The following is a 21,344-nucleotide window of genomic DNA, read 5'->3' as shown; positions in this document are numbered from 1 at the left end:
TGATACCGTCACCGATGTCGCGACATAGAATCTCATCTTGATTGTCGCTGCCGTCTCTCCCTGATTGTCGCGCTATAGACTTGCAGTGAACCGGCCTGAACCAGCCCATGCGAAGCAGTTGTGCAATCCCCTCGGCATCGCGGCGATCTGTCTTCACGGGCATGGCCTTCAGGACCGCCTTGACCTGCCGCGTCTCCATCAGGATCAGCGCGAAGCCGGCTTCCCCCAAACTGCGGTGAAGCCACTGCGACAGCGGGCCGGCCTCGAGCCCAATCGCCTCGATGGTCCAGGGCAAGTCCCGCAGGAACGCTGTGAACGCCTCGGGCTCGCTGTCGATCTGCGCCCGCTTGACGACCTGCCCATGTTCGTCCAGCACGCAAACTGAGGAACTCGCAAGCGAAACGTCAATGCCGATGAAGGTCTTCATGCCGTCCTCCTCTGGGATGTGGAAGCGCCAGCCTATCCGGTCTTGGCTGCCCCATGACGACATCTTGAAACCCTGGCCCGCGTCACCGACAATCCCACCGTCAGGTTGCCCGCCGTGGCATCCTGATCAGACCCGGACCTCTCCGAAGGTCGACGCTCCTACACCACGCGCGGGGGCACTATCAAAAGTCACCCTCTTTGATCTTCCCACCATAGCGGAACTCCACATAGCGCGCGTCGCCGGCATCTACTGCGACATGGCACGCATTGAAAGCTGGCCGGAACCGATCGAAGTCGTCGCAAGGTTGCCGGCGCGCAGGCTCCTCGTTGGCCACTCTAGTCTGTGGCGCCTGACCCCGGTCCTGGATGGCATAGATGTTGTTGTCGGTGATCAGACTACTGGCCATGATCTCATCCATCGATGGCAGATCGTCATCGTCATCGACTGGCACATCCGCAGACTCTGAAAAGTACCCGCAGCGATCGACGGTTTTCAGAAGCTCTGCGTTTTCAGACTCAGCACTACGTAGGCGCCTGGCACGCCCCCGCTCGTCGCGATCAGTAGCGTCAGCATCCGGAAGGCGACCATGCTCCGCATGGAAGGCGTTCACATCCTCCATGATCTGAAGAATGCGCTCCTCCGCGGAGGACACCTTGGGGCGGGCGGCTGCCGGCTCCCTTCTCAGGATCCCTGCTGTGTCCGATGCGAAGATTTCCTCTAGGGTAGGCAGCGCCATCAAGCATCCTCCTTTTGCTTCTCAGCGTACTGCTTCCGAAGAAACATGAGTGCTTTCCCCAATCGTCTCTCAAGGGCGTCAACGCTTGATGGGTTGGGCTCCTGACCATCGTGATCGATGATCCAACTTTTGACGCGCTCCCACAGTGATCGCGCCTCTTTGTCGGTCATCGGCGGTTCCTTGTTAGTGAGCTCTGCAAGGATCGTTCCGAAGACCTGCTTGTCGAGCGTCCGGGCGAGGATCTCATAGCCTTGCTCAAAGGGGTTCACATCCTTGATGAGATCGACTTGGAGCTTGGAGACGTCGAACGCCGCTCGTACGGTTTCAGTGAAAATGCTTCCGCCTCCAGCCCGTTCGGCTTCCCTGATTTCCCGCGCTGCGTATACCCGGGCAACGAGGTTCTGGACGACCTCATCCGTCTGCTCTTCCGACAGGTCTCCGTAGCGCTTCTCAATGATCTCGGGGATCAGGACCTGAGTGATTACTTCGTTTGCAGTAGAGTCGTTGAGCCCAGCCTCCAACAAGCGGCGGTCCTGCAGAACCTCTGCCATAAGGTGAGGCATATCCTCGTTGGTGATCTGCTTGGTGCGGGGAGTTGTGGGCTCCTTGAAATCAGGCATGCCGATGTGGATTTCCCCGGTTTCCTCGGCCGGCATTTTTTCAGGGTCGTACAGCTCAGCGATCGTTTTCAGAGGATAGAGATCGCGTGCGTCCAGGATGTCGTTCGCGCACTGCTCAAGACGTTCTTTCTCATCCTCAGTCAGCGTCGGCATCGGGAAGGTGTTCCAACCGAGGGTGTTCGAGTAGCGGAGGTCCGTTTTCAGCTTTCCGCAGACGGTCGCAATCCACTCTCGGTGCAGGCGGGAACTCAGGATCGGCAGCAGGTACAGGGGGGCGTCGAGGATTTGGAAGGCGGAGTCTGCCACCACGCTTCCAGACAAAAGGTAGCCGACTTGGAGCCACTCGCGGTGCTCTGAGGTTACCCGTGGGATGATCAGGGTGTTGTCGGGGGCATTCATTTCACGGAACTGATGAGGCCGTGCCGCTAGTCTACGAAATCCAGCGTCTGGGCTTCTTTCTCGCACGACCTTTGTACGTCGAATGCGCGCAGCAACGTCCGGGACCTCTTCGAATTGGTCTCGGTATGAATCACTAATCCATAGGCAGTAGCGTTCAATGCCCTTTATGAATTCTAGCGACCCGATCAATCGTCGAACTCCATCTCTTGGAAGTCCAAGGTCCTTCAAAAGATGATCCCGATCTTCGCGCGTCAGGATAAGGTTGCCCCCATCTACAGCCATGTTCCCAAGGATCAACCTTGGCGCGCTGGACAGGCGCTGTTGGATAAATCAGCTGGCGAGCGCTGTTCCCCTTTCCCCGGACACACTTATCCTGCGGCCACGGTCATCGGGATGCCGAGTGCCGTGAAGCGGTTGAGGACCGCCACCCGGATCTGGACCTCCGCCACCTGGCGGTCGAATTCCCGGGACATCAGCCGCTGGCCGAGCAGCTTCACGCAGTTCATTTTCGTCTCGACCCTGCTGCGCCGGTGGTACCCGCTCCAGTTCCGCCAGAGTGCCCGGTCCAGGTGCTTGGATGCTCGCAGGATCTCGTTGCGTGCGCGAGCTCCTGCCGTGTCCGGCTTCCAAGGCCGGGCGTTTCGACGGGGTGGAATGATCGCTGTTGCTCCACGGGCCGCAATGGCATCGTGGCAGGCGCGTGTGTCGCAGGCACCGTCAGCCGAGACAGTGGCGATGTCCTCGTTCGCCGAGATCTGCGCGAGAAGGTTCGGCAGCATCGGGGCGTCGCCGACATTGCTTGAGATGCCCTCGACCGCCCGGATCTCCGGCGTTTCCTCATCAATTCCAAGGTGGATCTTGCGCCATACGCGCCGCTTGGAGCCGCCATGCTTGCGCGCGTGCCAGCCGCCGAGAGCAGAAAGCGCTGAGCCATGATCGCCCCGATCCGTGACCAATGTTCCCACTATGTTCTTTTGCGCGGACGACTGCAAGCACTTGGTGCATCTGCTACCGAAGACCGAATGCCTGAACCAGCACTGGTTCATGACCCTTACAGACGCAGCCGAAAAGCTGGAGGCTTGGCGTAGATACTACAATGAGGAACGGGCACATGGCGCGATCGGCAACAAGGTCCCGATCATGCTGACGAAATCAGGGGGCGCCACCAGCCCGTCACCCTGAGCGAAGCCAGAAAACTCTGCCTTAGGGCGGTCCAAGGTTGGGAAGCGGATCACGACCAGTGCTCCCATGTCGCCTATGTGGTGATCGAAGGCCCAGGCGAAGAACGGCGTGACGATAAGAATGCCGACGAACTCGAAACTGAGAGCTTGGCGAATTCGGTCTACCGCGCTGCACATGAGGGCTCCGATTGTTGTTCGGGCCATCCCGCGTGTTGACCATTTGGCCGGCGAGGCCGTCCTCGCTTGGATGTGTTCGGGATGCTTGCTTTTCAAGCGGCCTTCATGCCGCAGGACGTTCCTCTGCCCCAGCAAGCAGTAGCCGCATGATATCGGATCGGGTCAGGATCCCGACCAGTCGCTGCTCCTGGATCACCGGAACAACCTCGCTTCCTTGCGCCGCCAGCCTGTTGAGGAGCACGCCAACGGGCATATCGTCAGGCACCGCACGGTCGGCGGGTCGCATCACGTCTGATATGGTACGACGCAGAGATCTCTTCCGCCAGGCCGCCGGGCGGTCCTGCGCCGCGACGACGTGGAGAAGATCGGCCTGGAGCACGAGGCCGCGCAGAATCATGTCTTCGTCTACGACCGGGAGGCTCTTGATGGCATGGCTGCGGAAAAGCCGCGCTGCCGCCGGGAGCGGCGAGTCGGGCCGGACTGTGATCAGATCGGTGGTCATAATGTCGGCACAGGTCGTTCCATCAAAACGGTGCTGGGCCGCCTCTGCTTCGGCGGCGGCCAGCAACCGGCCGAGGTCTGCCACACCAAGGTTGGTCGACTGGTTGAAGCGGTCGATGGCGATCATCACGAACAGGTCGTCGACGCGATTGCCGCCGGCGACGGGACAGCCGCTCATCATGGCATGGCCCACCATCTCGAGACTGTCAGCATTGACATGGGCGTTCTCAACCCAGTGCAGTCGTGCTGATGAAGCCTCTATCACCGAGGCCGGACTCTCCGGCTTTTGTGGGCGATTGGCAACATGGAGGCCGGCGCGCGTGATCTCTCCCGGTAGGCGACGTAAAGGCCCGAGGCGAGGATGACTGCTATCCCGAGCCAGGTCATCCGATCAGGAAAGTCTCCGAAAACCAGAAAGCCGGCGGCAGTGGCGCCGATGATCTCGAGATACTGGAATGGTGCCAGGAGACCGGCTTCAGCGTGGCGAAAGGCTTCGGCGATCAGGACATAGCTTGCAGCGGCGAGGAGGCCGCTTCCCAAGATCAAGGCCCAGGCCGAAGTCGCAAGGGCGCCAGGGTCTGGGGTGGAAAGCCCCGATGCGTGAAGCGCGAACGAAAGCGCTACCATTCCGAGGCAGGCATAGATTGTGGCGCCGCACTGAATGGTCAGCCCAGAGCGTGTGCGCGTGGCACGGCGGAGGACGATCATGTTGAGCGCATAGGAGGCGGCCGCAAGGAGCGGCAGTAGCGCGGCGATCTCGAACTCCGGTCCCGGCCGGATCACGATAAGCGCACCGACCAGTCCTGTGCCGACTGCTGCGAGGCGCCGCGCTCCGACTGTCTCGCCCAGGAGTGGGCCTGCCAGCAACGTCAGGATCAAAGGCTCAACGAAAAAGATGGCGATCGCGGTGGCAATCGGCATGACCGCGAAGGCGCCTATCAGGCCGATGAGGGTGATCATCACCAGCAGACCGGACAGCGCAACGATCGGAGAGAGCATTGCGCCACGGAGGCGGCCGGGCAACAACGCCGCCGCCGGCAGGAGGAAGGCTGCTTGGGCAACAACGCGCGCGGTCGCGACGTCGACCGGGTTCAGTTTCTCTGTAAGAAGCTTCGACAAAGTGTCGCCCAGTGGCAGCAGTAGCATTGCCGCGGCCATGCAGGTCATTCCTGCGCAAGAACCAGTCCACATGGTCCGCGACCTGTCGAACAAAGGAAGAGTCATAGGACACCTCATAACTTCAGGCTCCGCACGATATGTGCGGGAGCAAGTCCGGGCGTTCAGGACATCGGTTGAAAATATCGGGGCTGGGCAGCGGACGCGCGACGCCATCGCATGCTGCCTTGCAACCCGCATATAGGGGTCTTCGAAGGAGTTGTCCAATCCGGGGAGTAGGCCGATCTCTGACCCAATTGCTTGGCAAGACCCGTCACGCCAAGCACGAGCGCTCAGAATGAAATCGGCTCGCGCTTTCACGTCGAGCTTTGACAGAATAACCGGATCGTATCCGAGCCAGGCGAAAGTCTCGATCAGCCGATGATATTCGTCGATACCTCCCTTGAGGTCTTTTTCCGCGTTCACTGTCCCTGTGGTGGATTTCTGGCCAAGGTGGGGTCAGAAACACCTGGTGATGGAAGCGGGCGTGTCCCGACAAGGTGACAATGGCCGCCAATCCGGTTGCATGTTCCAGCGCGATGGCCGCATCCAGCAGCCCGCGATCAAAGAAGACCCAACCCTGCGAAGACGCGACGCGGTTGGGGTCTCCGGTCGCCATGTCGATGGCGTCCCTTGCGAAGGCTTCGAGATCGACCTAGGGAAGTACCACGCCTGCACCATTCAACTCACGCGACACGATCTTCCTGCCGGGCTCCTCGACAGTTTCGAAGCCTCTGGGCGCGAGTTCGGCCAGCAACGTCGACTTCCCGCCCCCCGAGCAGCTGGAAAGGACCACGTGCTGGCCGCCATGGCCGTTTCTCATCGGACTTCTCTCCAAGTTGTCATCCGCTCCTCACACCTCGATGCGCTCTGTATTGGAAGGCGCTGCGAATATCCGTGCGACCTCCGTTCCATGATCGACGGGAAGCATGGCTTTCCCGTGAGGACGATTCAGTTCGATCTGCATACGTGGGGTCGGGACTTTCGCTTGCCGCAGCGCGCGATCGATCAGAGACAGCAACTCGTCCCGGCAATCGACGTCCCGTTCGAAGCGCGACAGCCAGAACCGGACCGCATATGAATTGCCGTCGCTTCCCAGTTCCTGGACGCGGACATCCGGTGCCGGTTCGGTCTGAATCAGACACGCTTCGCCTACCGCCTTAAGGATCAATTCCTTGGCGGCGTCCACGGGAACCTCATGCGCAAGCTTCAGAGATAGCTGCGCGCGATACTGCGGTTTCGGGGCGGAGTAGTTGATGAGGCGTCGGCGCGCGATCTGGCTGTTCGGCAGGATCATGTAGGTCGAGTCCAGCGTCAGGAGCCGTGTCGTGCGCCAGCCGATCTCGATGACCTTGCCTCGTGCGACCTGCTCGATATCGACCCAGTCCCCAATCCGGTAGGGTGCTTCAACGCCCAGTGCGATGCCGGACAGCGTGTCGGCCACGACGTTCCGGATCGCGAAAGCCAACACCGCGAGTATCAAGCTCGATCCTGCAAGCGCGCCAAGGAGACCTTGTTCCAGCAAGAGCGCGGCAGAGGCCACGATGGCGGCGAAGAACAGCAGAACCGCCACGAGATCCCGAAACAGGCGCGGGTATGGACGCTTGTCGCGTCTCCGGCGATCTGCGAACAGGCCGAAAAGCCGGCTACCGAGCCAGGCCGCGTCTTTCGTCTAGGCGATCCGATGATCACCGGAATTCATGGTGCGGGCGGTGGGACTCGAACCCACACTCCTCGAGGGAACCAGATTTTGAGTCTGGCGCGTCTACCGGATTTCGCCACGCCCGCACGGTTGCTGATCATATACCCCAGCAAAGGTTTCTCAGAAATTTACGCGCCCGGACTATAGGAGATCTGCTTGCCTCTGGTGGCGTAAGCCTGTTCCACCAATGCCTCCGGCGACATGAAGAGATCACTGGTCGGAATTTTCAATGACGCCATCAGACGGCGCATGGTCTCGGCATGGCTCTCAAGCTGACCAAGACTGAGGATATGCTGGACATCTACACCCTGCCGCTCGAGCGCGCGCGCAACCAGGATCGTTCGATGACAATCGCAAGGGTCTTTCTCCGCGCACATCAGTGCGAGCCGGTACTTCTGGGCGCCTTCTAGAACCCGATCGATCCCCCTCTGGAAGAGCTCGGTTGTCGCGAGCCTCTCATAGCTGACCCGGCCATCCACATAGCAGCAGGGGTCTTCCGACCTGGCCCCGAGCTCCTTGCCCAAAAAGACATAGGCGATGCCGTTCTCCGCCAGGAGGGTTTTCAGAGTGTCTTGGTTGAAGTGCGGCACATACCGGCTGAATGGCGAGCTTCGAACATCCCCAACGGCTGTGATGCCGTTCCGTTTCAGGTTCGAGATGAAGTCCAAGGCCGGGCCGTTCGAGTGGCCAATGGTGTAGATCGTGGGGTTCATGACCAAAGAATAGACAAACTATCCTTGAATGTCGAGTATTATGGTGCCCCCGGCCTGAATTGAACAGGCGGCCTGTCGTGTACGAAACGACTGCTCTACCAACTGAGCTACAAGGGCGAATTCTGATTTTGATCGATCGCCTAATCACTTTAGACGTCGGTTGTCTGGTGCGGGAAGAGGGTCTCGAACCCCCACGCTACAAGGAGCAGCGAATTTTAAGTTCGCCGTGTCTACCGGTTCCACCATTCCCGCATGTTCACTTGCCCATGGCCTGGAGATTGCTCTCGATGACCACCAACGCTTTCGGAGAGGCGATCAGCGGCCGACCGTTCAACTGACGCTGACGCATGCGGACGCTCTTCGGAGTGAGACTATCGACCGTCAGAACGCCATCCTGGAACCCGGCATAGGCGCCGTTTCGGCTCCATAGAACCCGGTCGCCCGGTTTAATCTCCTGTCCGATTGCGTCTCGATGTGCCATTCAGGTCTCCTGTCTAGATGAGAGACAGGTACCTGGAGATGATTTTTAGAGTTTGAACGCGGCCGAAGGTGACCCGAAGATCTCGGCATAGAGGGCCTCGCCCTCTTCGGTGAACTCGATCATCGGGGTCGGGTCAAAACGGTCGCCATCATCGAAGTAGACCGGCTCCTCTTCGGTCTCGAACACGAGCCCCTTCTTGATGAGCCCGCGGTACACGCGCATGCCTGGCTCGGCGCCTCCGAGCGGATCAGGAATACTCTTCTCGGGAATGCGCGAGACCAGAAGCCCGCCTCGGATCAGGCGAAACGCTGTTTCTTCAGCTTCCGTGAGTTTCATCATCAGGCTTTCCGAGGGGTTGCTTGCAACTCAGGATATCCCCTGAGCGAAGAAAGGTTCAAGCCATCTTCGAACGACGCAAAGAGGTTAGCTTTACCTTCTAAGGTATTGAGAATGGCTGGTGAGGTAGGATTCGAACCTACATCTGACGGTACCAAAAACCGATGCCTTACCAGTTGGCTACTCACCATCCGTGCCCCTCACTGGGAGCAATATCTACCTACCGCAGGTAGGTTAAGCGCGCGTTTCGAAATCAGCGCTTCTTGTCTTCTTCGAACCTGTACTGGGACAGCATCACCCGCACGTCATCGACGGCCACGCGATGCGACAGATAAAGGTTTGCACAGAAGTAGTAGGGGTAGAGGACCGGCCAGAACATCCAGCGGCGCACCCACTTCTTTGCCTTGTACCGCCCGGGAATGATGACCCTCATGCCAGCGCTCCCTTGCTGATCTTGTATCCGTACGATCCCTTCCCGGAAACGAAGTTCACCCGCTCCAGGAACTCTCCACGGGTCCGGTCCACTTCGATCTGCCACAGGTAATATCGGTGCAGGTAGGCCAGAGGCTTCTGGCCATCTCCGTTTTTCACCACCATCGGAGTGTGGCCGCGATACACGTAGATCGAGACGTCCTCATCCACCTCGCCGCGCGACATCATCAACTCGAGGAGGTCCAGGTCACTTTGGATCAGATTTGCATCCAGAGCATCATTGCCGGCAAGCATCTTGAACGTGCCATGATCCAGACCGCGCCATGCATAGTTGCGGGCCTCCTCAGTCCGGGAAACGCGCCCGGCCACCGAGGTGACAAACCCCTTCTGCTCGAGGACACGGATGGTACTCGGCTGAAAGGCGTACTCTCCCCGCATAATCACCCGAATTTGCGCCGGTGACAGGGCAGGCAAAGGGACCTTCTTGGAAGCGAACTGGAAGTTCTCCTTCTCCAGGCCGCGGAGCGCTCCCACAAGGACCTCAACGGCCTCGCGAAGCTCTGGCTCATCGTCGTCGACGAGCTTGTTGAACAGCAGTAGCTCGCCAGCAAGGCGCTCGATTTGTTTCCCATAGGGGAAGTAGTTCCTGCACTTCGCGCGCATAAGATGGAGCAGATGGTAGGTCCAATTGAAGGCCTCCCGGGCAATCCTGATCTCACCGTCGATGCCGTCGCGTTCCACGACACAAAGCGCATTCGAGAGTTTTTCCTCCAGGTCCGGCGTCTTGGTCGTAAGCAGTTCCATCAGGTCTATCCATATTTTCGACAGAGCCTAACAGCATCACCCAACGCCATCAAGATAAATAAGAATAGATTGAGATCACATCGCCGGGGCGGGGGTAGGGGCCTCGCACGGCATCTCATAGGAGTAACCCATGTCATGCATGAGGAAGTCCTTGCGTTCAAGGAAGTCTCCCGCCGACTTCTCTCTCTCGATTTGCCAATGGAGATACGGGTGCAGGTATGCGACCGGGTCTCTCATGCCGTAGCGCAAGATGCGGACGGGATGGTCCCCAGCAGCCCTAATATGGAGGCCAATTTGCCTCTTTCCGTCAGGGTAGAGCACTGCCTTCAACGTCGCATCGTCAGAGATCACCGGCGCGTCGGGATATTCACTGGCCTGAAGCCGGGCGAGCCGGTAGTCCATGTGGCCCTTCACGTAAGCCCGCCCCTTGTCGGTAAAGTCAGAGTCCACTTCTGCGCGTGCCAGATACCCCTTTCGCTCAAGTGCGCGCAAAGTGCTTTTGGGCGGCTCACGCTTGGCATGGGGATCACAAAGGAACTCATGCTGCCGGTATGCAAGCATGGCGGGTTTCTTGATTTCGGTGTGACGGTCACGCATGAGGAACTCCTGAGGCTGAAGGCAATATAGCGCCAGAACCGCAAGCAAGTGCAACCGCCCGCATTGCCCAACCGATCGACAGCGGCAATGCGGGTTCACTCAGGCGATACCAGACGACAAGCACAAATGGCCCGCTGGTTGGATTTTCGTCTACCGCTTTTCGGCGGCCAGACCAGTGAGCGTCAGGCACAGCTCCGTCGCAACCGCCATGTCCTGCACCGAGATCCATTCCAACGGTCCGTGGATATTCTGCATACCGGTGAAGAGGTTCGGTGTCGGCACTCCCATCTCGGTCAGCCTGGAACCGTCGGTCCCACCGCGAATAGGGATCGACACCGGATCGAACCCTAGCTTGCTGCAGGCGTCGCGGGCGAGGTCGACCGGCGTCATGTCCTCTTCGAGCCAGTACCACATGTTCCGGTACTGCGGGCGGATCTCGCAGGAGATAGTGGCGCGCGGCTCAGTCGCCTGCACGGCCTCGCAAACCTGTTTAAGGAGCGCGCCCTTGGCCTCCAGTCCGTCGCGCTCAAAGTCACGCAGGATCAGTCGGATCTTCATCTCCGAGGAGCCGCCGGTCATGTCGGTGACATGCAAGAAGCCCTCGCGCCCGCTGGTGGTCTCGGGGGTCATCGTGACCTGAGGGAGGGTCTGAACGATCTTCGCCGCAAGATGGGTGGCGTTCACCATCTTGTCCTTGGCAAACCCGGGATGGATCGAGACGCCTGTGACGGTGACCTCAGCGGCGTCGGCCGAGAAGGTCTCGCACTCGATCTCGCCAACCCGTCCGCCGTCGAAGGTATAGGCGAAATCGACGCCAAGGTCCTTCGGCAGGCGCTGAGAGACGCCGCGGCCGATTTCCTCGTCCGGGGTGAAGGCGATGCGGATCGGTCCGTGCGGAAGCTCGGGGTTGGCCAACAGGTGCCGCGCGGCGGTCATGATGATCGCGATCCCGGCCTTGTCATCTGCGCCGAGCAGCGTGGTGCCAGAGGCGGTGATGATGTCGTGCCCCTGCTTCTCAGCGAGGTAAGGAAACTCCTCAGGAGAGAGGCGCAGCGCCGGGTCGTCAGGGAACGTGATCTCGCCGCCATTGTAGCCGTGGATCACGCGGGGTTTCACACCGCTCGCATTGAACTGCGGGGCGGTATCCACATGGGCGAGAAAACCGATGGTAGGCCCAGGGGTGGTGCCGGGGATCGTGGCCAGCACGACTCCATAGTCGGTCAGCTGCACATCCTGTGCCCCGATCTCCCGCAACTCGGTTTCGAGGAGCCGCAGAACGTCGAACTGGATCTCGGTGCTGGGCGAGCTCGGCGAGTCCTCATGACTCTGACTGTCGATCGCCGCGTAGCGGACCAGCCGCTCCTCGAGCTCTTGGTCGAAATCGTGTCGCATCTGCATTCCTGCCTGGTGATAGTCTCCGAGCGGATAGGGGGCTGCCGCAGAGCGAGTGTCAAGGCTGCCGCGAGGGCCGGAGCCTGTCGATCAAGCATGGGCCCGAAACCTGACAGACCGGAATTAGGCTGTTCTCGCGCCGACAAAAAAAGGGAGCCCAACCTGATAGGCGAGCTCCCGTCCTCTTCATATTGCCCAGGCTTCCGTACAGCCCTCGACGCCGAATTTCTTGTCTAGCGCTGGCAACTCGTGAGGGCTCAGCAAGATCACCCCAGTCGTTGCAGCAAGGCGACGAGCACTGGGGGTAAAGCCAGCCGTCGCGAGAACGCCAACTCCCGCGAGGCCATAGTAGCCTTTCCCGGTATAGGCCTCCTGAATTGCCTTGTTGCCGACCGGCGTGTTGTAGCGCTTCACTTGGAGCCCTATTGCAAGCGCTCCCTTACGCGCGACGATGTCGATACCCTGATCATAGCCCTGTTTGGTCACGTCGGCATCCCATCCGAAGTGACGCATCTGCGCTGCACACCAGTGTTCGAACTCGGCCGGGTCAGTCGGGAAGTCCGAGGCATCAAAGCCGCCCTCTCGCGCCTCTCTCTCGACGCGCTCTATCTCGGTTAGCACGTAGTCAAGCACGGCCGGCTCGATGCGATGATAATCGAAGGAGAGCTGGATACTATCCAGGAATTCGATGACGCGGTCGTACCGGTGGTCCGTGACCACGTGACCGTAGTCGTTCTTCTGGATTGCCAGCCTGAGGTTCCGTGAAAGCGCCGCGGAGTGAGCCTCGACATGGCGAGTGAGTTCGCGACGCTTCGAAGAGGTCAGTGACAAGCCCAGGGCGCGAAAGAAGACCACCAGGATCGTGAGATATCCGAAGAAGATCACGGGCAACGCCTGAGTGGTCGCGACAAAGGCTTCCAAAGCGTAGAAGGCGTAGCCAGCGCAGGCCAACGCCAGGAAGGTAAGCCCGCCCAAGATCGTTTCGTACTCTTTCCTCATCGACATCGCCTCGGATCGTTCGCCTTTTGTCGCATGGTAGCCCGAGAAGAACATTCCGGCAACAGAAGACGCGAGCCTCGACGTCTAAGCATTTAGCATCACGCGAGGAATCGTCATGGTACACCCAACCGGCTTCGAACCGGTGTCTCCGCCCTGAGAAAGCGGCGTCCTTGACCACTAGACGATGGGTGCATGTTGGTCGCGATGGCAAGGCGTCACTCCTGCAGCAAGCGGTCATGGGCCGTCGAGCTCGCTAGGCCGTATGGTCGGCCGGACTTCTGCATCGCATCTGGGATCGCGGGACCGCGCTATGTCGGAACCGCTGAATAAATGGAGCGGAAAACGGGGATCGAACCCGCGACCTTCTGCTTGGCAAGCAGATGCTCTCCCTCTGAGCTATTTCCGCAAATGGCGCCATTCCTATGAAAGCAGACGCCGTGCTCGCCCCGGTAATTGACCGGTCGGGGCCTGACCGCCACATGGGCTCCGGATCTCTAAGAGCCTGCTAATCGCCGCTGTTTGCCGGAGGCGCGCTCGCCTCCGAGTTTTGTGTGCTCTCCCGCGCCTTCTCTTGCTGATCACCAGTCTCGAAGAAAAGCGTGAAACCCAAGATCACGACGATCGTGAGCGACAAGAAGAAACCGAGACGGGCCATATTCTCAAGCAGTGATGGGTCATGTTCCCCAACAGCCATGAGGGGGAAGATCGCGCCTGACAGCACAAGGCCGACAGCGATGCCGACGATATGCCTCCTCACGCGTCAGCGCTCCTTGATCCTGAAAATGTTGCCCAGGGGAAAGCTGGTGACCTTCACTTCATCACGAGGCATGATCTCGAAGACGCGGTAGAGGTCATCTGTCACTTCTGGAGCAATCACGCTGATGAAGCGGAGAGGTTCGGAGCTCTTCAGCAAATGGACTTCCGAGATCGTTTCGGCATCCTGCCGCACCACGTCTTCCATCTCTAGCCAAGTCTCATACTTGGAGACATTGACCAGAGGATACTTCACGATTTCCCGCTCGCCGGCGGCTCGTTCGCGCTGAATGCACAGGGTGCCACCTTTGACATAGACGTTCAGGACGCCCGTGGTCATCAATGGTGCCTCCATCACCGTCTGAAACAGTTTCACTTCCATGCTCGTGCCTCCAAAATCGTTGTTATTGGAGGCATAGCGATGCTGGGTTAAATCGCGGTTCAAAGAAGAAGAATAGTTGGTACACCCAACCGGGTTCGAACCGGTGTTTCCGCCTTGAAAGGGCAGCGTCCTTACCACTAGACGATGGGTGCACGACACGCCGCGGGCAGCGTGTGAGCTTGGTGGACCGGACGCGATTTGAACGCGCGACCTCCTACTTGCGAAGCAGGTGCTCTCCCAACTGAGCTACCAGCCCAAACTCTGAAAATTGGTGACCCCGGGAAGGTTCGAACTTCCGACAACCGGCGTGTCGAGCCGGCGCTCTACCGCTGAGCTACAGGGCCAATAGGAGGCTGGACCCGCCTCGAGGGGATCAACAGCAATTTGGTCGCGACCCAGGGGCGCAACTCCCCGGACACGGGCGCTCATGAAACGCCGGTGGCCATTCACTGACGGCCGCGTGCGGACTGTCGACGCCTCCGGAAGACGCCTCACCGCGAACTTGGTGACGATGGAAGGGATTGAACCTTCGACCTCCCACTTATGAGGCGGGCGCTCTTACCATCTGAGCTACATCGTCAAGCCATGGTGGGAAGAGTTGGATTCGAACCAACGTGGAGGGGACCCTCTCCGGAGTTACAATCCGGCGCCTTCAACCAACTCGGCCATCTTCCCAAACTCTGAAATTTGCGCGCCCCAGGCACTCAGAGAAACGGCCGCGGGGCCACTTGTCTGAATGTCTCGGATGCTCTTCTTGAACTGAATGGTATCCGCCCGGCGCTGGGCCTTCATGGTCTTGCCATGGGATCCCGACTTTCTCAGGCGCATGGCGGCCACATGACCATTCCTCGGCGCCAGCCTTGGTTTGCGTTTCGACATCTCGTTCTCCTGTTCGTTGTCGTCAGCAGTAGATGGAGCCCCTAGCAAGACTCGAACTTGCACCTTCCAGATTCGTAATCTGGCGACCTATCCAATTGGACCATAGGGGCATTCTTTGGCGATCGGTGGAAGCGTACTCCACCCGAGCCCGCGGCAAGGCCCATGCCGGTGCGTGACACAGAGCTACATTAGCCGCGCAGCTCCAGGTCCCAACGCTTCCGGGATCGCGAGAGCCCCGAAGGGCCCGTCATGTGGGCGGCCGCGCTATCAACCGCGAGGGGTGCCCCGCGGGTCACGCGAAGTGCCTGCGCTGGTCATGCCATCGTCAGGTCACCGGTCCGCCAGACCGCGGCAACGAGCACCGCAGTCGTCTCTGAATTTACGTTCACCCGAACTATTGAAACAGATCATGAACATGCTAGGTGTAGTGTGTGAGTATGATTGAGTTTATCCAGCGGTTATTGAGCGATGCCGCCTGCCGTTCGTTCTTTGGAGGGCGTCGCTGGCCCGATGGGCCGGTCTGTCCCAAGTATGGTTCAGTTTCAGATCTGGATAATGTCCCTCTTGGCTTCCGAAGGCTCATTGCATGAGTCTGGACGCTGGACCAAATCAAGCGCTGACCGAAGCTGACGTGCTCGCGTCCTTTCCAGCATTGCCTCAGCTCATGCAAGCCCCAGAGGTCGTCAGCCAGGCCGCTGTTTTCAGGATCTATCCCAACAAGCGCCAGAAGGAAGCCTTCCGGCAGTGGATCGGTGCAGGTCGTTGGGTCTGGAACCGATGCGTCGAGATCAACCAGCATCTCTACGACGTGGAGAAGCGCTTTGCTTTCCACGGCGAGCTATCGTCGCTCTTGCCGCAAATGAAGAAAGCCAACGGGCTTGAGTGGCTCGCACAGCCACCAGCCATCCATCTTGTCGATATATGCCGCAGGTTTGATACGGCGCTGAACAAGATCCTCGCCGACCGGCGCAAAATTCGCGCCGGTGGAATGAAGCAGAAGAAGGCCGCGGGCTTTCCGAAGTTCAAGAAGAAGCGCGATAGACAAGGGTCGATTTACCTCGCACCGAGCTGCATCAAACTGATCCGCCGCGAGGCCAGCCCGACTGCCGCCCGGGGGTGGGTCGAACTTCCGAACATGGATCAGACCGAGGTGTGGAAGAAGGAAGTTAAGAGCGGTCCCCGAAAAGGCCAGTTCAACTATTTCGAGAAGAAGCGTCGATACTCGATCCGTATTCGCGGAAGCCGTTGGCCCGAGGGCAAGATCCGCTCTGCCACAATCCGCGAGGACGGGCCGGATGTTTGGGTCATGTCCGTCCAATTCGATGCTCCTCCGCCGAAGCTTCGGCGTCGCGGCGAGGATATACCTGTCCCTGAGCCTGAAGTAGCCGCTCGCGGCTACGATCTTGGTCTGTCGGCCGCGGTGATCGGCTCAGATGGGGAGAAGGTTGCGCCTGGGCGCCACCTGCGCAAGAGCTTGAAGAAGCTCAGGCGCATACAGAGGAAATCCGCTCGTCGCCGTCAGCGGCGCCTGGAGCTATCCACGAAACAAGCAGCAAGACTCCCCCGGTCAAAAGGGGAGCGCCTTGCTTACGAACAAGAAGCGCGTGTGCACCGTCAGGTCCGGCATGCGCGGACCGACTTCTTGCACAAGATCACATCCCGAGCGATAGCCAAGTCGGTGGTGATCTGTGCGGAGGACCTGAACGTCTCCGGTATGAAACAGAACTCGAAACTTGCCCTTTCGATTTCCGACGCCGGAATGGGAGAGCTCCTACGCCAGCTGGACTACAAGGCCAGTAGGAGTGGGAGGCATTTCGTCAAGGTCGACCGCTGGGCACCCAGTTCAAAAACGTGCTCCGCGTGCGATCACAAGCTTGACGAATTGAGCCTCAAGACCCGGAGATGGACGTGTCCATCCTGCGGGTGTGAGCACGACCGAGATGAGAACGCGGCCCTGAACATCCTTCGTTGGGGGCTCGAAGAGGCACTACGGCGCGGCACGCCGGAAGTAACGTCCGGGGAGAGTAGAGCTCTGGCCAGAGGCAAAGGCCTCCGGCGAAACTCCGCTCGAAAGGCTCTTGAAGAAAGAACCGGAAATATCGATACCGACGAAATGAGCTGTCTCAATACCTTGGCGCCTCATGACTCAGTTCAATAATGCCGTTGCCTCCTTGTCGACTTCCCCGAGCAGGGTCGTCAGAACGCTCGAGCTTGGCGACTTCGATTTGCGGGCCGCAAGGCTGTCCGCGCGGATGGTACTCAGGAGTGTCATGATCTTTCCTTTCCTTCTGCTGAGTGAACAAAGCTCCAGGTGATCAGTGATCTCGCGTTCCTCCTTGCGACCTGGGTATTCTGGCGAGCGGGGGCGCGAATGGGCACGCCAGAGCTTCTTGCCTGTCGCTCTCCACTGTCCGGCTACCAAAGGCATTCACCGGATCCCGCTCATTGTTAGGATCACTTGTCAGACGCTTAAGGCGTCGGCGAGATATCCAACCTCGTCATAGACTTGTAGCACCAGCTACTTTGCTCAAGAGCCTCCTCGACGTCTGCTTCACTAGTGTCCTCTGGGAACACGTAATATGCGATGGGGCCCTCCGCCGCGCCTGTCTCGATGGAGTGCGGCTCCGTGCCCAACAACGTCAAATCAGTGGCGCCAACGGATACCTCGTCAACGTCCAACTCAACATCATACTCGATGGAAATTTGCATCTCTCTTACCCTATTTTGAGGACTCGAAAGTGCCCCCATCGATGCACCGTTCAACATGATCTTGGTGGAGCCTGTCGGGCTTGAACCGACGACCTTTGCCGTGCCACGGCAGTGCTCTCCCAACTGAGCTAAGGCCCCATATCTTCTGCCGCGCGAAGCGGCACAAACTTGCTGCCCCATTGGGCGTTCTTTGCGAGTGTTCTGACGTCCTGGCCCTGACAGGACTCGAACCTGCTACCGCTGATCAGGCGGCAAACCCCCGGGGGGGCGACCCCGCAGGACCAGGACGTCAGAACACTCTGAAAAATGGTGGAGCCTGTCGGGATCGAACCGACGCGCGTCTCCTTGCAAAGGAGGTGCTCTCCCGCTGAGCTAAGGCCCCAGACTGCCGGTAAGGGCAGGTGTCGAACTCGCCACCGGCTCCTGGGCGCCGACGGCGAAACTTGGTGGACCGAGAAGGATTTGAACCCTCGACCTCCGCTTCCGCAAAGCGATGCTCTCTCCACTGAGCTACCGATCCATACTTGGTTGCCGCTGGGCTCAGCCGGTCAGGCGATCCTCAGAGGCGGAATTGGTCGCAGGGCACGGACGGTAATGAGCCGCCTCTCCGGAGTTTGCTGGCCGCCCTGCTAAGCTCTAATATCGAGACGTCTTCCGGGTCATGACTCCCAGTCCACGTTCGAGTTCAAGCTATCTCGATGTCTTGGTTGCGGGAGAAGGATTTGAACCTTCGGCTTTCAGGTTATGAGCCTAACGAGCTACCAGACTGCTCCATCCCGCCATTATTTCGTGACCCGCATCTTGGCCGCGGGCCGGAGCCATCAGCAGGACCAGACAAGGCGTCGGTCAACTGCATATTCTGAATTCCGTCCTTGGCGGAGCAGGGCTCGACGCCAAGGGAAGATGGTGGACGAGAGAGGGATCGAACCTCTGACGCGCTGGGCTTCAACCAACCGCTCTACCGCTGAGCTACTCATCCATCGTGTTGTGCGATCTCGGCAAAATGGTTGCGGGAGAAGGATTTGAACCTCCGACCTCGAGATTATGAGTCTCGTGAGCTACCGGACTGCTCTATCCCGCCACAGGCGAGATCGCACATCTTGGAAGTGACGGGTGGAATTGAACCACCGACCCCCGAGTTATCAGCTCGGTGCTCTTACCGCTGAGCTACGCCACCATGTTCTGAAATTCTTGCGCGGAGCGGTTCGGGCGCTACTCCGAACTCCCAGCTGGCCTCGCACCAGTGATACGCTTGTATAGGGGCCGCACTGAAAACAGGCACACTGGACATAAGCCTGGCGTGGATGCTCCCACGCTTTCCGCTCCGCTATCCTTAATAGGTCACATCGCAACCCATTGGAAGGATAAATTGCATCCGCATCATGGAGTAGGCACGCTTTCGGCCGGCACGATGCTGATGCCATAGTCTTCAGCTTCGACCAGGTAGTCGCCTGGCTTTCGCTGAATGCGTTCGACGTCCCACTCACGCCACTTGAGCGTCCAGAAGGAGCCTTCCATGAAATCGACCTCAGACTGTCCGCCCGGGATCTTCTTGAAGGCGATCTGCGCATCCTCTGGCAAATCCTTCACCCGGTCTCCTTCACGGATCCGGTAGAAGGCCTTCATCCCGATGAGGAAGTCATAGCCCCTCAGATCGTTGTCGTCTTCCTGTGTCCCATTGTTTTGGTTCCTTTCTGCATGGGGGAGCCCTGTGTCACCGGGCAGGCGATTTGGTGATGCTGGGTTGGATTTGAACCAGCGACACTCGGATTATGAGCCCGATGCTCTACCTGACTGAGCTACCGCATCGAAATGCCCCTCCGTGATTATCGGGCTCACGGAGGCAAGCCCACGGAACAGCCGTGAGGCTGAACGGAAGCCGGTCAAGCCGGCCGAAACTGAATATCCTGTCGCCCTACCGAATGGAGAGCTCAAGCTTGAATGGCGTCGTGCCGACCGAACGATACATATGCCCGACCCGAAGCTCTTGGGTGCCGCGCTGAGTTTTCCATGTGTACTCCGACTGGAGGCAATCAACTTCGCCAATGACAACGAGGCAAAGATCACCAATGGGCTCCGCTATGATCCGGGCGGTGGCTGTTTGTCCAGCGCCAGCGCCGAACCGAAAGCAGGCCACCCCATCTTCGACCACGTTTCCCGACACGACGCCGGAGGAAGCCCCCGGCGCAAAACGAATTTCAGGGCAGCTCTGGGCGTAAGCACCAGTAGCGATCATTCCTGCGCAGAGCAGGCCTACGAATTTGAGCATCGAATATCTCCTGAAAATGTCAGGGCAGGGTATTCGATTTCAGAGATTCTCGGAAGCTTCCGCTTCGAGATAAATGGTGCGGATGACAAGATTCGAACTTGCCCGCCCGAAGGCATCAGTACCTGAAACTGACGCGTCTACCAACTTCGCCACATCCGCACGTTCTTTGGTGGACAGGGCGAGGAATTGAACCTGCGACGCGATGGCTTTCAGCTATCCGCTCTACCGTCTGAGCTACCTGTCCAAAATCTATGGGCCACTGACAAATCCCGTGTCGAACGTGGCCTCGAGTTCATCGATTGCATCGATAAGCTCGCTCATTTCATCTTCGTTGCCGTCAGTCCTGGCAACGTACTCCAAATGCTTAACCAAGTTGAGCCGATCCATTGGCTCCCGATCCAGGTTATATTCCGGGCGCACCTGGCATAGGAGGAGGCCACTATGGTGAGGGAACATGTAGGCAATTCTTTCGAGGGCCTCGAAGAGCTCCACTCCCGGCCCATCAGGGCCGCCGCTCGAGGTGACCACCCAGTCGATCTCCTGGCCGTCCTGCATCTCAGCAACCCGCCATTCGATGGCCTCTGAATAGCTCGTTGGCTCACCGTCACGCGTCACAGGCGTGATGAGGATACAATCCCTGAAGGCAGGGCCGGGGGCACTGTTACCACTCATGTTCAGAAGTACCCCGGTTGGACGCGGCTCTTGGCGATCTCCAGAACCGACCTGATTTCCTCCAGTGGGGGATCGATCGATGTGTCCTCGAGGATGTAGGGAACGAGTTCGCCGATCATCTCGGTGGCCTCGAAGGGCCCGATGACTTGGTCTTCGCCGTTCTCAAGCGACCGCATGGTCACCTTCATGTCTGCCTCTGGGTGATCACGGAACGCCTCCTCGACGCAATCATCGATCGGTATCTCCAGGGTCGCCCTGTAGGAGGTCTCAACCGTGTTGTCGGCGCCGATCGCCATCACGATCCAAGAGTTGGCCTCGGTATAGCTGCCGCCGACTTCGCCATGCTCGTTGACCGGTGAAATCTGAATGTGGGTGACCTGCTGGCACTTCTTACGCTCTTCCATGACTGTCTCCTGTGTGGCTAAGGAGAAGTTGTCTGCCCGATGCAAGTCTCGAGACTCCAAAGCATGCCTCGCAGAAGAAAATGGCGCGATTGACGGGACTTGAACCCGCGGCCCCCGGCGTGACAGGCCGGTGCTCTGACCAACTGAGCTACAACCGCGAACTGATTGGAGAAAGGGGTGCCCCTTTGTCAAATCAGTCCTGCTACCCTTTCAGGTCTGTGAGGTAGCGAAGCGCTTCCTCGCGTTTGGGAAACGTCCTCGTTCCCTGCCGGGACGTGACCATGACCATCTGCCCGTAGGCCCGCACGAGACCAAACCCTGGGAAGCGTCCGTTCCCGAGGTTCCGCGTGTTCCACCGTGTCCGGCGGCGAGGCGGCTCGCTGTAGTCATGCTCGATCCCGAGGATCCGAGAGCACTCATCGTAGAATTTCTTGTCGTCTTCGCGAATGTTGCGATCTCCTTTGTTGTTGGTAGCCCGTAGGGGAGTCGAACCCCTCTCTCTAGGTTGAAAACCTAACGTCCTAACCGATAGACGAACGGGCCATTCTGCCGGCCGCTGCCCGGCACTCACTACTTGACTTTTATAGTCCTGACCGTGAGCTGGTGCTACGCGGAGCATTTCTG

Annotated in this window: 23 protein-coding genes, 24 tRNA genes and 5 pseudogenes; 3 read left to right on the top strand and 49 right to left on the bottom strand. The window is 59.0% G+C overall.

All coding sequences use genetic code 11. The annotated features are described in order from the left end of the window. The 4 genes and pseudogenes from G0D83_RS18535 to G0D83_RS18520 all read right to left on the bottom strand — a co-directional run. Nucleotides 1–469 (bottom strand): annotated as a pseudogene (locus G0D83_RS18535) (transposase); the annotation flags it as partial. A 139-nt stretch (nt 470–608) separates the two neighbouring features. Next, nucleotides 609–1,163: a hypothetical protein gene (locus tag G0D83_RS18530; protein WP_164196250.1), complete on the bottom strand. Its 555-nt coding sequence runs from the start codon at nt 1,161–1,163 to the stop codon at nt 609–611. After that, nucleotides 1,163–2,497, bottom strand: coding sequence for a type IIL restriction-modification enzyme MmeI (locus tag G0D83_RS18525; RefSeq protein ID WP_370457266.1), 1,335 nt, complete (start codon nt 2,495–2,497; stop codon nt 1,163–1,165). The genes G0D83_RS18530 and G0D83_RS18525 overlap by 1 nt, the downstream gene beginning before the upstream one ends. Nucleotides 2,498–2,550: 53 nt before the next feature. Next, a pseudogene (locus G0D83_RS18520) lies at nt 2,551–3,093 on the bottom strand (IS5 family transposase); the annotation flags it as partial. Between the two features lie 103 nt (nt 3,094–3,196). Between G0D83_RS18520 and G0D83_RS32275 the strand changes: the two are divergent. Next, nucleotides 3,197–3,364, top strand: a pseudogene (locus G0D83_RS32275) (integrase core domain-containing protein); the annotation flags it as partial. 62 nt (nt 3,365–3,426) lie between these two features. Here G0D83_RS32275 and G0D83_RS32535 read toward each other — a convergent pair. From G0D83_RS32535 to G0D83_RS18375, 28 genes and pseudogenes are all read right to left on the bottom strand, one after another. Continuing rightward, a pseudogene (locus G0D83_RS32535) lies at nt 3,427–3,540 on the bottom strand (chlorhexidine efflux transporter); the annotation flags it as partial. 103 nt (nt 3,541–3,643) lie between these two features. Further along, nucleotides 3,644–4,306, bottom strand: coding sequence for a CBS domain-containing protein (locus G0D83_RS32795; RefSeq protein ID WP_370457265.1), 663 nt, complete (start codon nt 4,304–4,306; stop codon nt 3,644–3,646). After that, the gene (locus G0D83_RS18500) at nt 4,303–5,199 is read right to left on the bottom strand and encodes a DMT family transporter (RefSeq protein ID WP_164196254.1); all 897 of its coding nucleotides are present in this window, start codon (nt 5,197–5,199) and stop codon (nt 4,303–4,305) included. Before G0D83_RS18500 ends, G0D83_RS32795 begins: the two co-directional genes overlap by 4 nt. Nucleotides 5,200–5,470: 271 nt before the next feature. Beyond that, nucleotides 5,471–6,019, bottom strand: a pseudogene (locus tag G0D83_RS18495) (AAA family ATPase). 30 nt (nt 6,020–6,049) lie between these two features. After that, nucleotides 6,050–6,769, bottom strand: a complete 720-nt coding sequence (locus G0D83_RS18490; protein ID WP_370457264.1) for a mechanosensitive ion channel family protein — start codon at nt 6,767–6,769, stop codon at nt 6,050–6,052. Nucleotides 6,770–6,897: 128 nt separating this feature from the next. After that, nucleotides 6,898–6,984: transfer RNA gene (locus G0D83_RS18485), tRNA-Leu, on the bottom strand. Between the two features lie 42 nt (nt 6,985–7,026). Next, on the bottom strand, nt 7,027–7,611 hold the full coding sequence (locus tag G0D83_RS18480; RefSeq protein WP_164196248.1) for a DUF488 family protein: 585 nt from the start codon (nt 7,609–7,611) through the stop codon (nt 7,027–7,029). Nucleotides 7,612–7,652: 41 nt separating this feature from the next. After that, nucleotides 7,653–7,728: transfer RNA gene (locus tag G0D83_RS18475), tRNA-Thr, on the bottom strand. A gap of 48 nt (nt 7,729–7,776) precedes the next feature. Beyond that, nucleotides 7,777–7,863, bottom strand: a tRNA-Leu gene (locus tag G0D83_RS18470). Between the two features lie 4 nt (nt 7,864–7,867). Further along, nucleotides 7,868–8,092 carry a hypothetical protein gene (locus G0D83_RS18465; protein WP_164196247.1) on the bottom strand — a complete coding sequence of 75 codons (225 nt, stop codon included), beginning with the start codon at nt 8,090–8,092 and terminating at the stop codon, nt 7,868–7,870. A 45-nt stretch (nt 8,093–8,137) separates the two neighbouring features. After that, nucleotides 8,138–8,431, bottom strand: a complete 294-nt coding sequence (locus G0D83_RS18460; protein WP_164196246.1) for a hypothetical protein — start codon at nt 8,429–8,431, stop codon at nt 8,138–8,140. Nucleotides 8,432–8,543: 112 nt separating this feature from the next. Continuing rightward, a tRNA-Gln gene (locus tag G0D83_RS18455) sits at nt 8,544–8,618 on the bottom strand. A gap of 63 nt (nt 8,619–8,681) precedes the next feature. Continuing rightward, nucleotides 8,682–8,861: a hypothetical protein gene (locus G0D83_RS18450; protein ID WP_164196245.1), complete on the bottom strand. Its 180-nt coding sequence runs from the start codon at nt 8,859–8,861 to the stop codon at nt 8,682–8,684. Further along, nucleotides 8,858–9,664: a hypothetical protein gene (locus G0D83_RS18445; protein ID WP_164196244.1), complete on the bottom strand. Its 807-nt coding sequence runs from the start codon at nt 9,662–9,664 to the stop codon at nt 8,858–8,860. The genes G0D83_RS18450 and G0D83_RS18445 overlap by 4 nt, the downstream gene beginning before the upstream one ends. Before the next feature lie 75 nt (nt 9,665–9,739). Further along, on the bottom strand, nt 9,740–10,261 hold the full coding sequence (locus G0D83_RS18440) for a hypothetical protein (RefSeq protein ID WP_164196243.1): 522 nt from the start codon (nt 10,259–10,261) through the stop codon (nt 9,740–9,742). A gap of 150 nt (nt 10,262–10,411) precedes the next feature. Beyond that, nucleotides 10,412–11,653, bottom strand: a complete 1,242-nt coding sequence (gene pepT, locus G0D83_RS18435) for a peptidase T (RefSeq protein ID WP_164196242.1) — start codon at nt 11,651–11,653, stop codon at nt 10,412–10,414. A gap of 186 nt (nt 11,654–11,839) precedes the next feature. Continuing rightward, entirely contained in the window at nt 11,840–12,652 is an 813-nt protein-coding gene (locus tag G0D83_RS18430) for a restriction endonuclease (RefSeq protein WP_164196241.1), read from the bottom strand. Between the two features lie 116 nt (nt 12,653–12,768). Further along, nucleotides 12,769–12,844, bottom strand: a tRNA-Glu gene (locus G0D83_RS18425). A gap of 139 nt (nt 12,845–12,983) precedes the next feature. After that, a tRNA-Gly gene (locus G0D83_RS18420) sits at nt 12,984–13,058 on the bottom strand. 99 nt (nt 13,059–13,157) lie between these two features. Continuing rightward, the gene (locus G0D83_RS18415) at nt 13,158–13,409 is read right to left on the bottom strand and encodes a hypothetical protein (RefSeq protein ID WP_164196240.1); all 252 of its coding nucleotides are present in this window, start codon (nt 13,407–13,409) and stop codon (nt 13,158–13,160) included. A gap of 3 nt (nt 13,410–13,412) precedes the next feature. Beyond that, the gene (locus tag G0D83_RS18410; protein WP_164196239.1) at nt 13,413–13,787 is read right to left on the bottom strand and encodes a hypothetical protein; all 375 of its coding nucleotides are present in this window, start codon (nt 13,785–13,787) and stop codon (nt 13,413–13,415) included. 77 nt (nt 13,788–13,864) lie between these two features. Next, a tRNA-Glu gene (locus G0D83_RS18405) sits at nt 13,865–13,939 on the bottom strand. A gap of 28 nt (nt 13,940–13,967) precedes the next feature. Beyond that, a tRNA-Ala gene (locus G0D83_RS18400) sits at nt 13,968–14,043 on the bottom strand. A 13-nt stretch (nt 14,044–14,056) separates the two neighbouring features. Next, a tRNA-Val gene (locus G0D83_RS18395) sits at nt 14,057–14,131 on the bottom strand. Between the two features lie 159 nt (nt 14,132–14,290). Beyond that, nucleotides 14,291–14,367 (bottom strand) — tRNA-Met (locus tag G0D83_RS18390). A 6-nt stretch (nt 14,368–14,373) separates the two neighbouring features. Further along, a tRNA-Tyr gene (locus tag G0D83_RS18385) sits at nt 14,374–14,462 on the bottom strand. After that, nucleotides 14,424–14,666, bottom strand: a complete 243-nt coding sequence (locus G0D83_RS18380; RefSeq protein WP_164196238.1) for a hypothetical protein — start codon at nt 14,664–14,666, stop codon at nt 14,424–14,426. Before G0D83_RS18380 ends, G0D83_RS18385 begins: the two co-directional genes overlap by 39 nt. A 33-nt stretch (nt 14,667–14,699) precedes the next feature. Continuing rightward, nucleotides 14,700–14,776, bottom strand: a tRNA-Arg gene (locus G0D83_RS18375). A gap of 327 nt (nt 14,777–15,103) precedes the next feature. Between G0D83_RS18375 and G0D83_RS32790 the strand changes: the two genes are divergently transcribed. Beyond that, the gene (locus G0D83_RS32790) at nt 15,104–15,256 is read left to right on the top strand and encodes a transposase (protein WP_164196237.1); all 153 of its coding nucleotides are present in this window, start codon (nt 15,104–15,106) and stop codon (nt 15,254–15,256) included. Then, complete coding sequence (locus G0D83_RS18365) at nt 15,253–16,824, top strand: RNA-guided endonuclease TnpB family protein (RefSeq protein WP_164196236.1); 1,572 nt, start codon at nt 15,253–15,255, stop codon at nt 16,822–16,824. Before G0D83_RS32790 ends, G0D83_RS18365 begins: the two co-directional genes overlap by 4 nt. Here G0D83_RS18365 and G0D83_RS32530 read toward each other — a convergent pair. From G0D83_RS32530 to G0D83_RS18285, 17 genes are all read right to left on the bottom strand, one after another. Next, the gene (locus G0D83_RS32530; protein WP_255455851.1) at nt 16,813–16,938 is read right to left on the bottom strand and encodes a hypothetical protein; all 126 of its coding nucleotides are present in this window, start codon (nt 16,936–16,938) and stop codon (nt 16,813–16,815) included. The two genes, G0D83_RS18365 and G0D83_RS32530, sit on opposite strands and share 12 nt — an antisense overlap. Nucleotides 16,939–17,437: 499 nt before the next feature. Further along, nucleotides 17,438–17,513 (bottom strand) — tRNA-Ala (locus G0D83_RS18360). Nucleotides 17,514–17,682: 169 nt separating this feature from the next. Further along, nucleotides 17,683–17,757: transfer RNA gene (locus tag G0D83_RS18355), tRNA-Ala, on the bottom strand. Nucleotides 17,758–17,819: 62 nt separating this feature from the next. Further along, nucleotides 17,820–17,895, bottom strand: a tRNA-Arg gene (locus tag G0D83_RS18350). A gap of 184 nt (nt 17,896–18,079) precedes the next feature. Continuing rightward, nucleotides 18,080–18,157, bottom strand: a tRNA-Met gene (locus tag G0D83_RS18345). A 122-nt stretch (nt 18,158–18,279) separates the two neighbouring features. Beyond that, nucleotides 18,280–18,354 (bottom strand) — tRNA-Phe (locus G0D83_RS18340). Between the two features lie 25 nt (nt 18,355–18,379). Beyond that, nucleotides 18,380–18,457 (bottom strand) — tRNA-Met (locus G0D83_RS18335). Nucleotides 18,458–18,476: 19 nt separating this feature from the next. Next, nucleotides 18,477–18,552, bottom strand: a tRNA-Ile gene (locus G0D83_RS18330). A 203-nt stretch (nt 18,553–18,755) separates the two neighbouring features. Then, complete coding sequence (locus G0D83_RS18325; protein ID WP_164196235.1) at nt 18,756–19,001, bottom strand: hypothetical protein; 246 nt, start codon at nt 18,999–19,001, stop codon at nt 18,756–18,758. Nucleotides 19,002–19,106: 105 nt separating this feature from the next. Then, nucleotides 19,107–19,184 (bottom strand) — tRNA-Ile (locus tag G0D83_RS18320). 106 nt (nt 19,185–19,290) lie between these two features. Continuing rightward, on the bottom strand, nt 19,291–19,644 hold the full coding sequence (locus G0D83_RS18315) for a hypothetical protein (protein WP_164196234.1): 354 nt from the start codon (nt 19,642–19,644) through the stop codon (nt 19,291–19,293). A gap of 74 nt (nt 19,645–19,718) precedes the next feature. Continuing rightward, a tRNA-Leu gene (locus tag G0D83_RS18310) sits at nt 19,719–19,803 on the bottom strand. A gap of 8 nt (nt 19,804–19,811) precedes the next feature. Beyond that, nucleotides 19,812–19,888, bottom strand: a tRNA-Phe gene (locus tag G0D83_RS18305). 5 nt (nt 19,889–19,893) lie between these two features. After that, entirely contained in the window at nt 19,894–20,316 is a 423-nt protein-coding gene (locus G0D83_RS18300; protein WP_164196233.1) for a hypothetical protein, read from the bottom strand. 2 nt (nt 20,317–20,318) lie between these two features. Further along, the gene (locus G0D83_RS18295; protein ID WP_164196232.1) at nt 20,319–20,720 is read right to left on the bottom strand and encodes a hypothetical protein; all 402 of its coding nucleotides are present in this window, start codon (nt 20,718–20,720) and stop codon (nt 20,319–20,321) included. 81 nt (nt 20,721–20,801) lie between these two features. After that, nucleotides 20,802–20,878 (bottom strand) — tRNA-Asp (locus G0D83_RS18290). Nucleotides 20,879–21,188: 310 nt separating this feature from the next. After that, nucleotides 21,189–21,263, bottom strand: a tRNA-Glu gene (locus tag G0D83_RS18285). Between the last annotated feature and the right edge of the window lie 81 nt (nt 21,264–21,344).

Origin of the sequence: Salipiger sp. PrR003 (genome assembly GCF_010500785.1) — a bacterium.
Classification (GTDB): domain Bacteria; phylum Pseudomonadota; class Alphaproteobacteria; order Rhodobacterales; family Rhodobacteraceae; genus Salipiger; species Salipiger pacificus_A.
The sequence above is the reverse complement of the archived record's forward strand: the minus strand, read 5'-3'. Positions and strand labels throughout refer to the sequence as shown.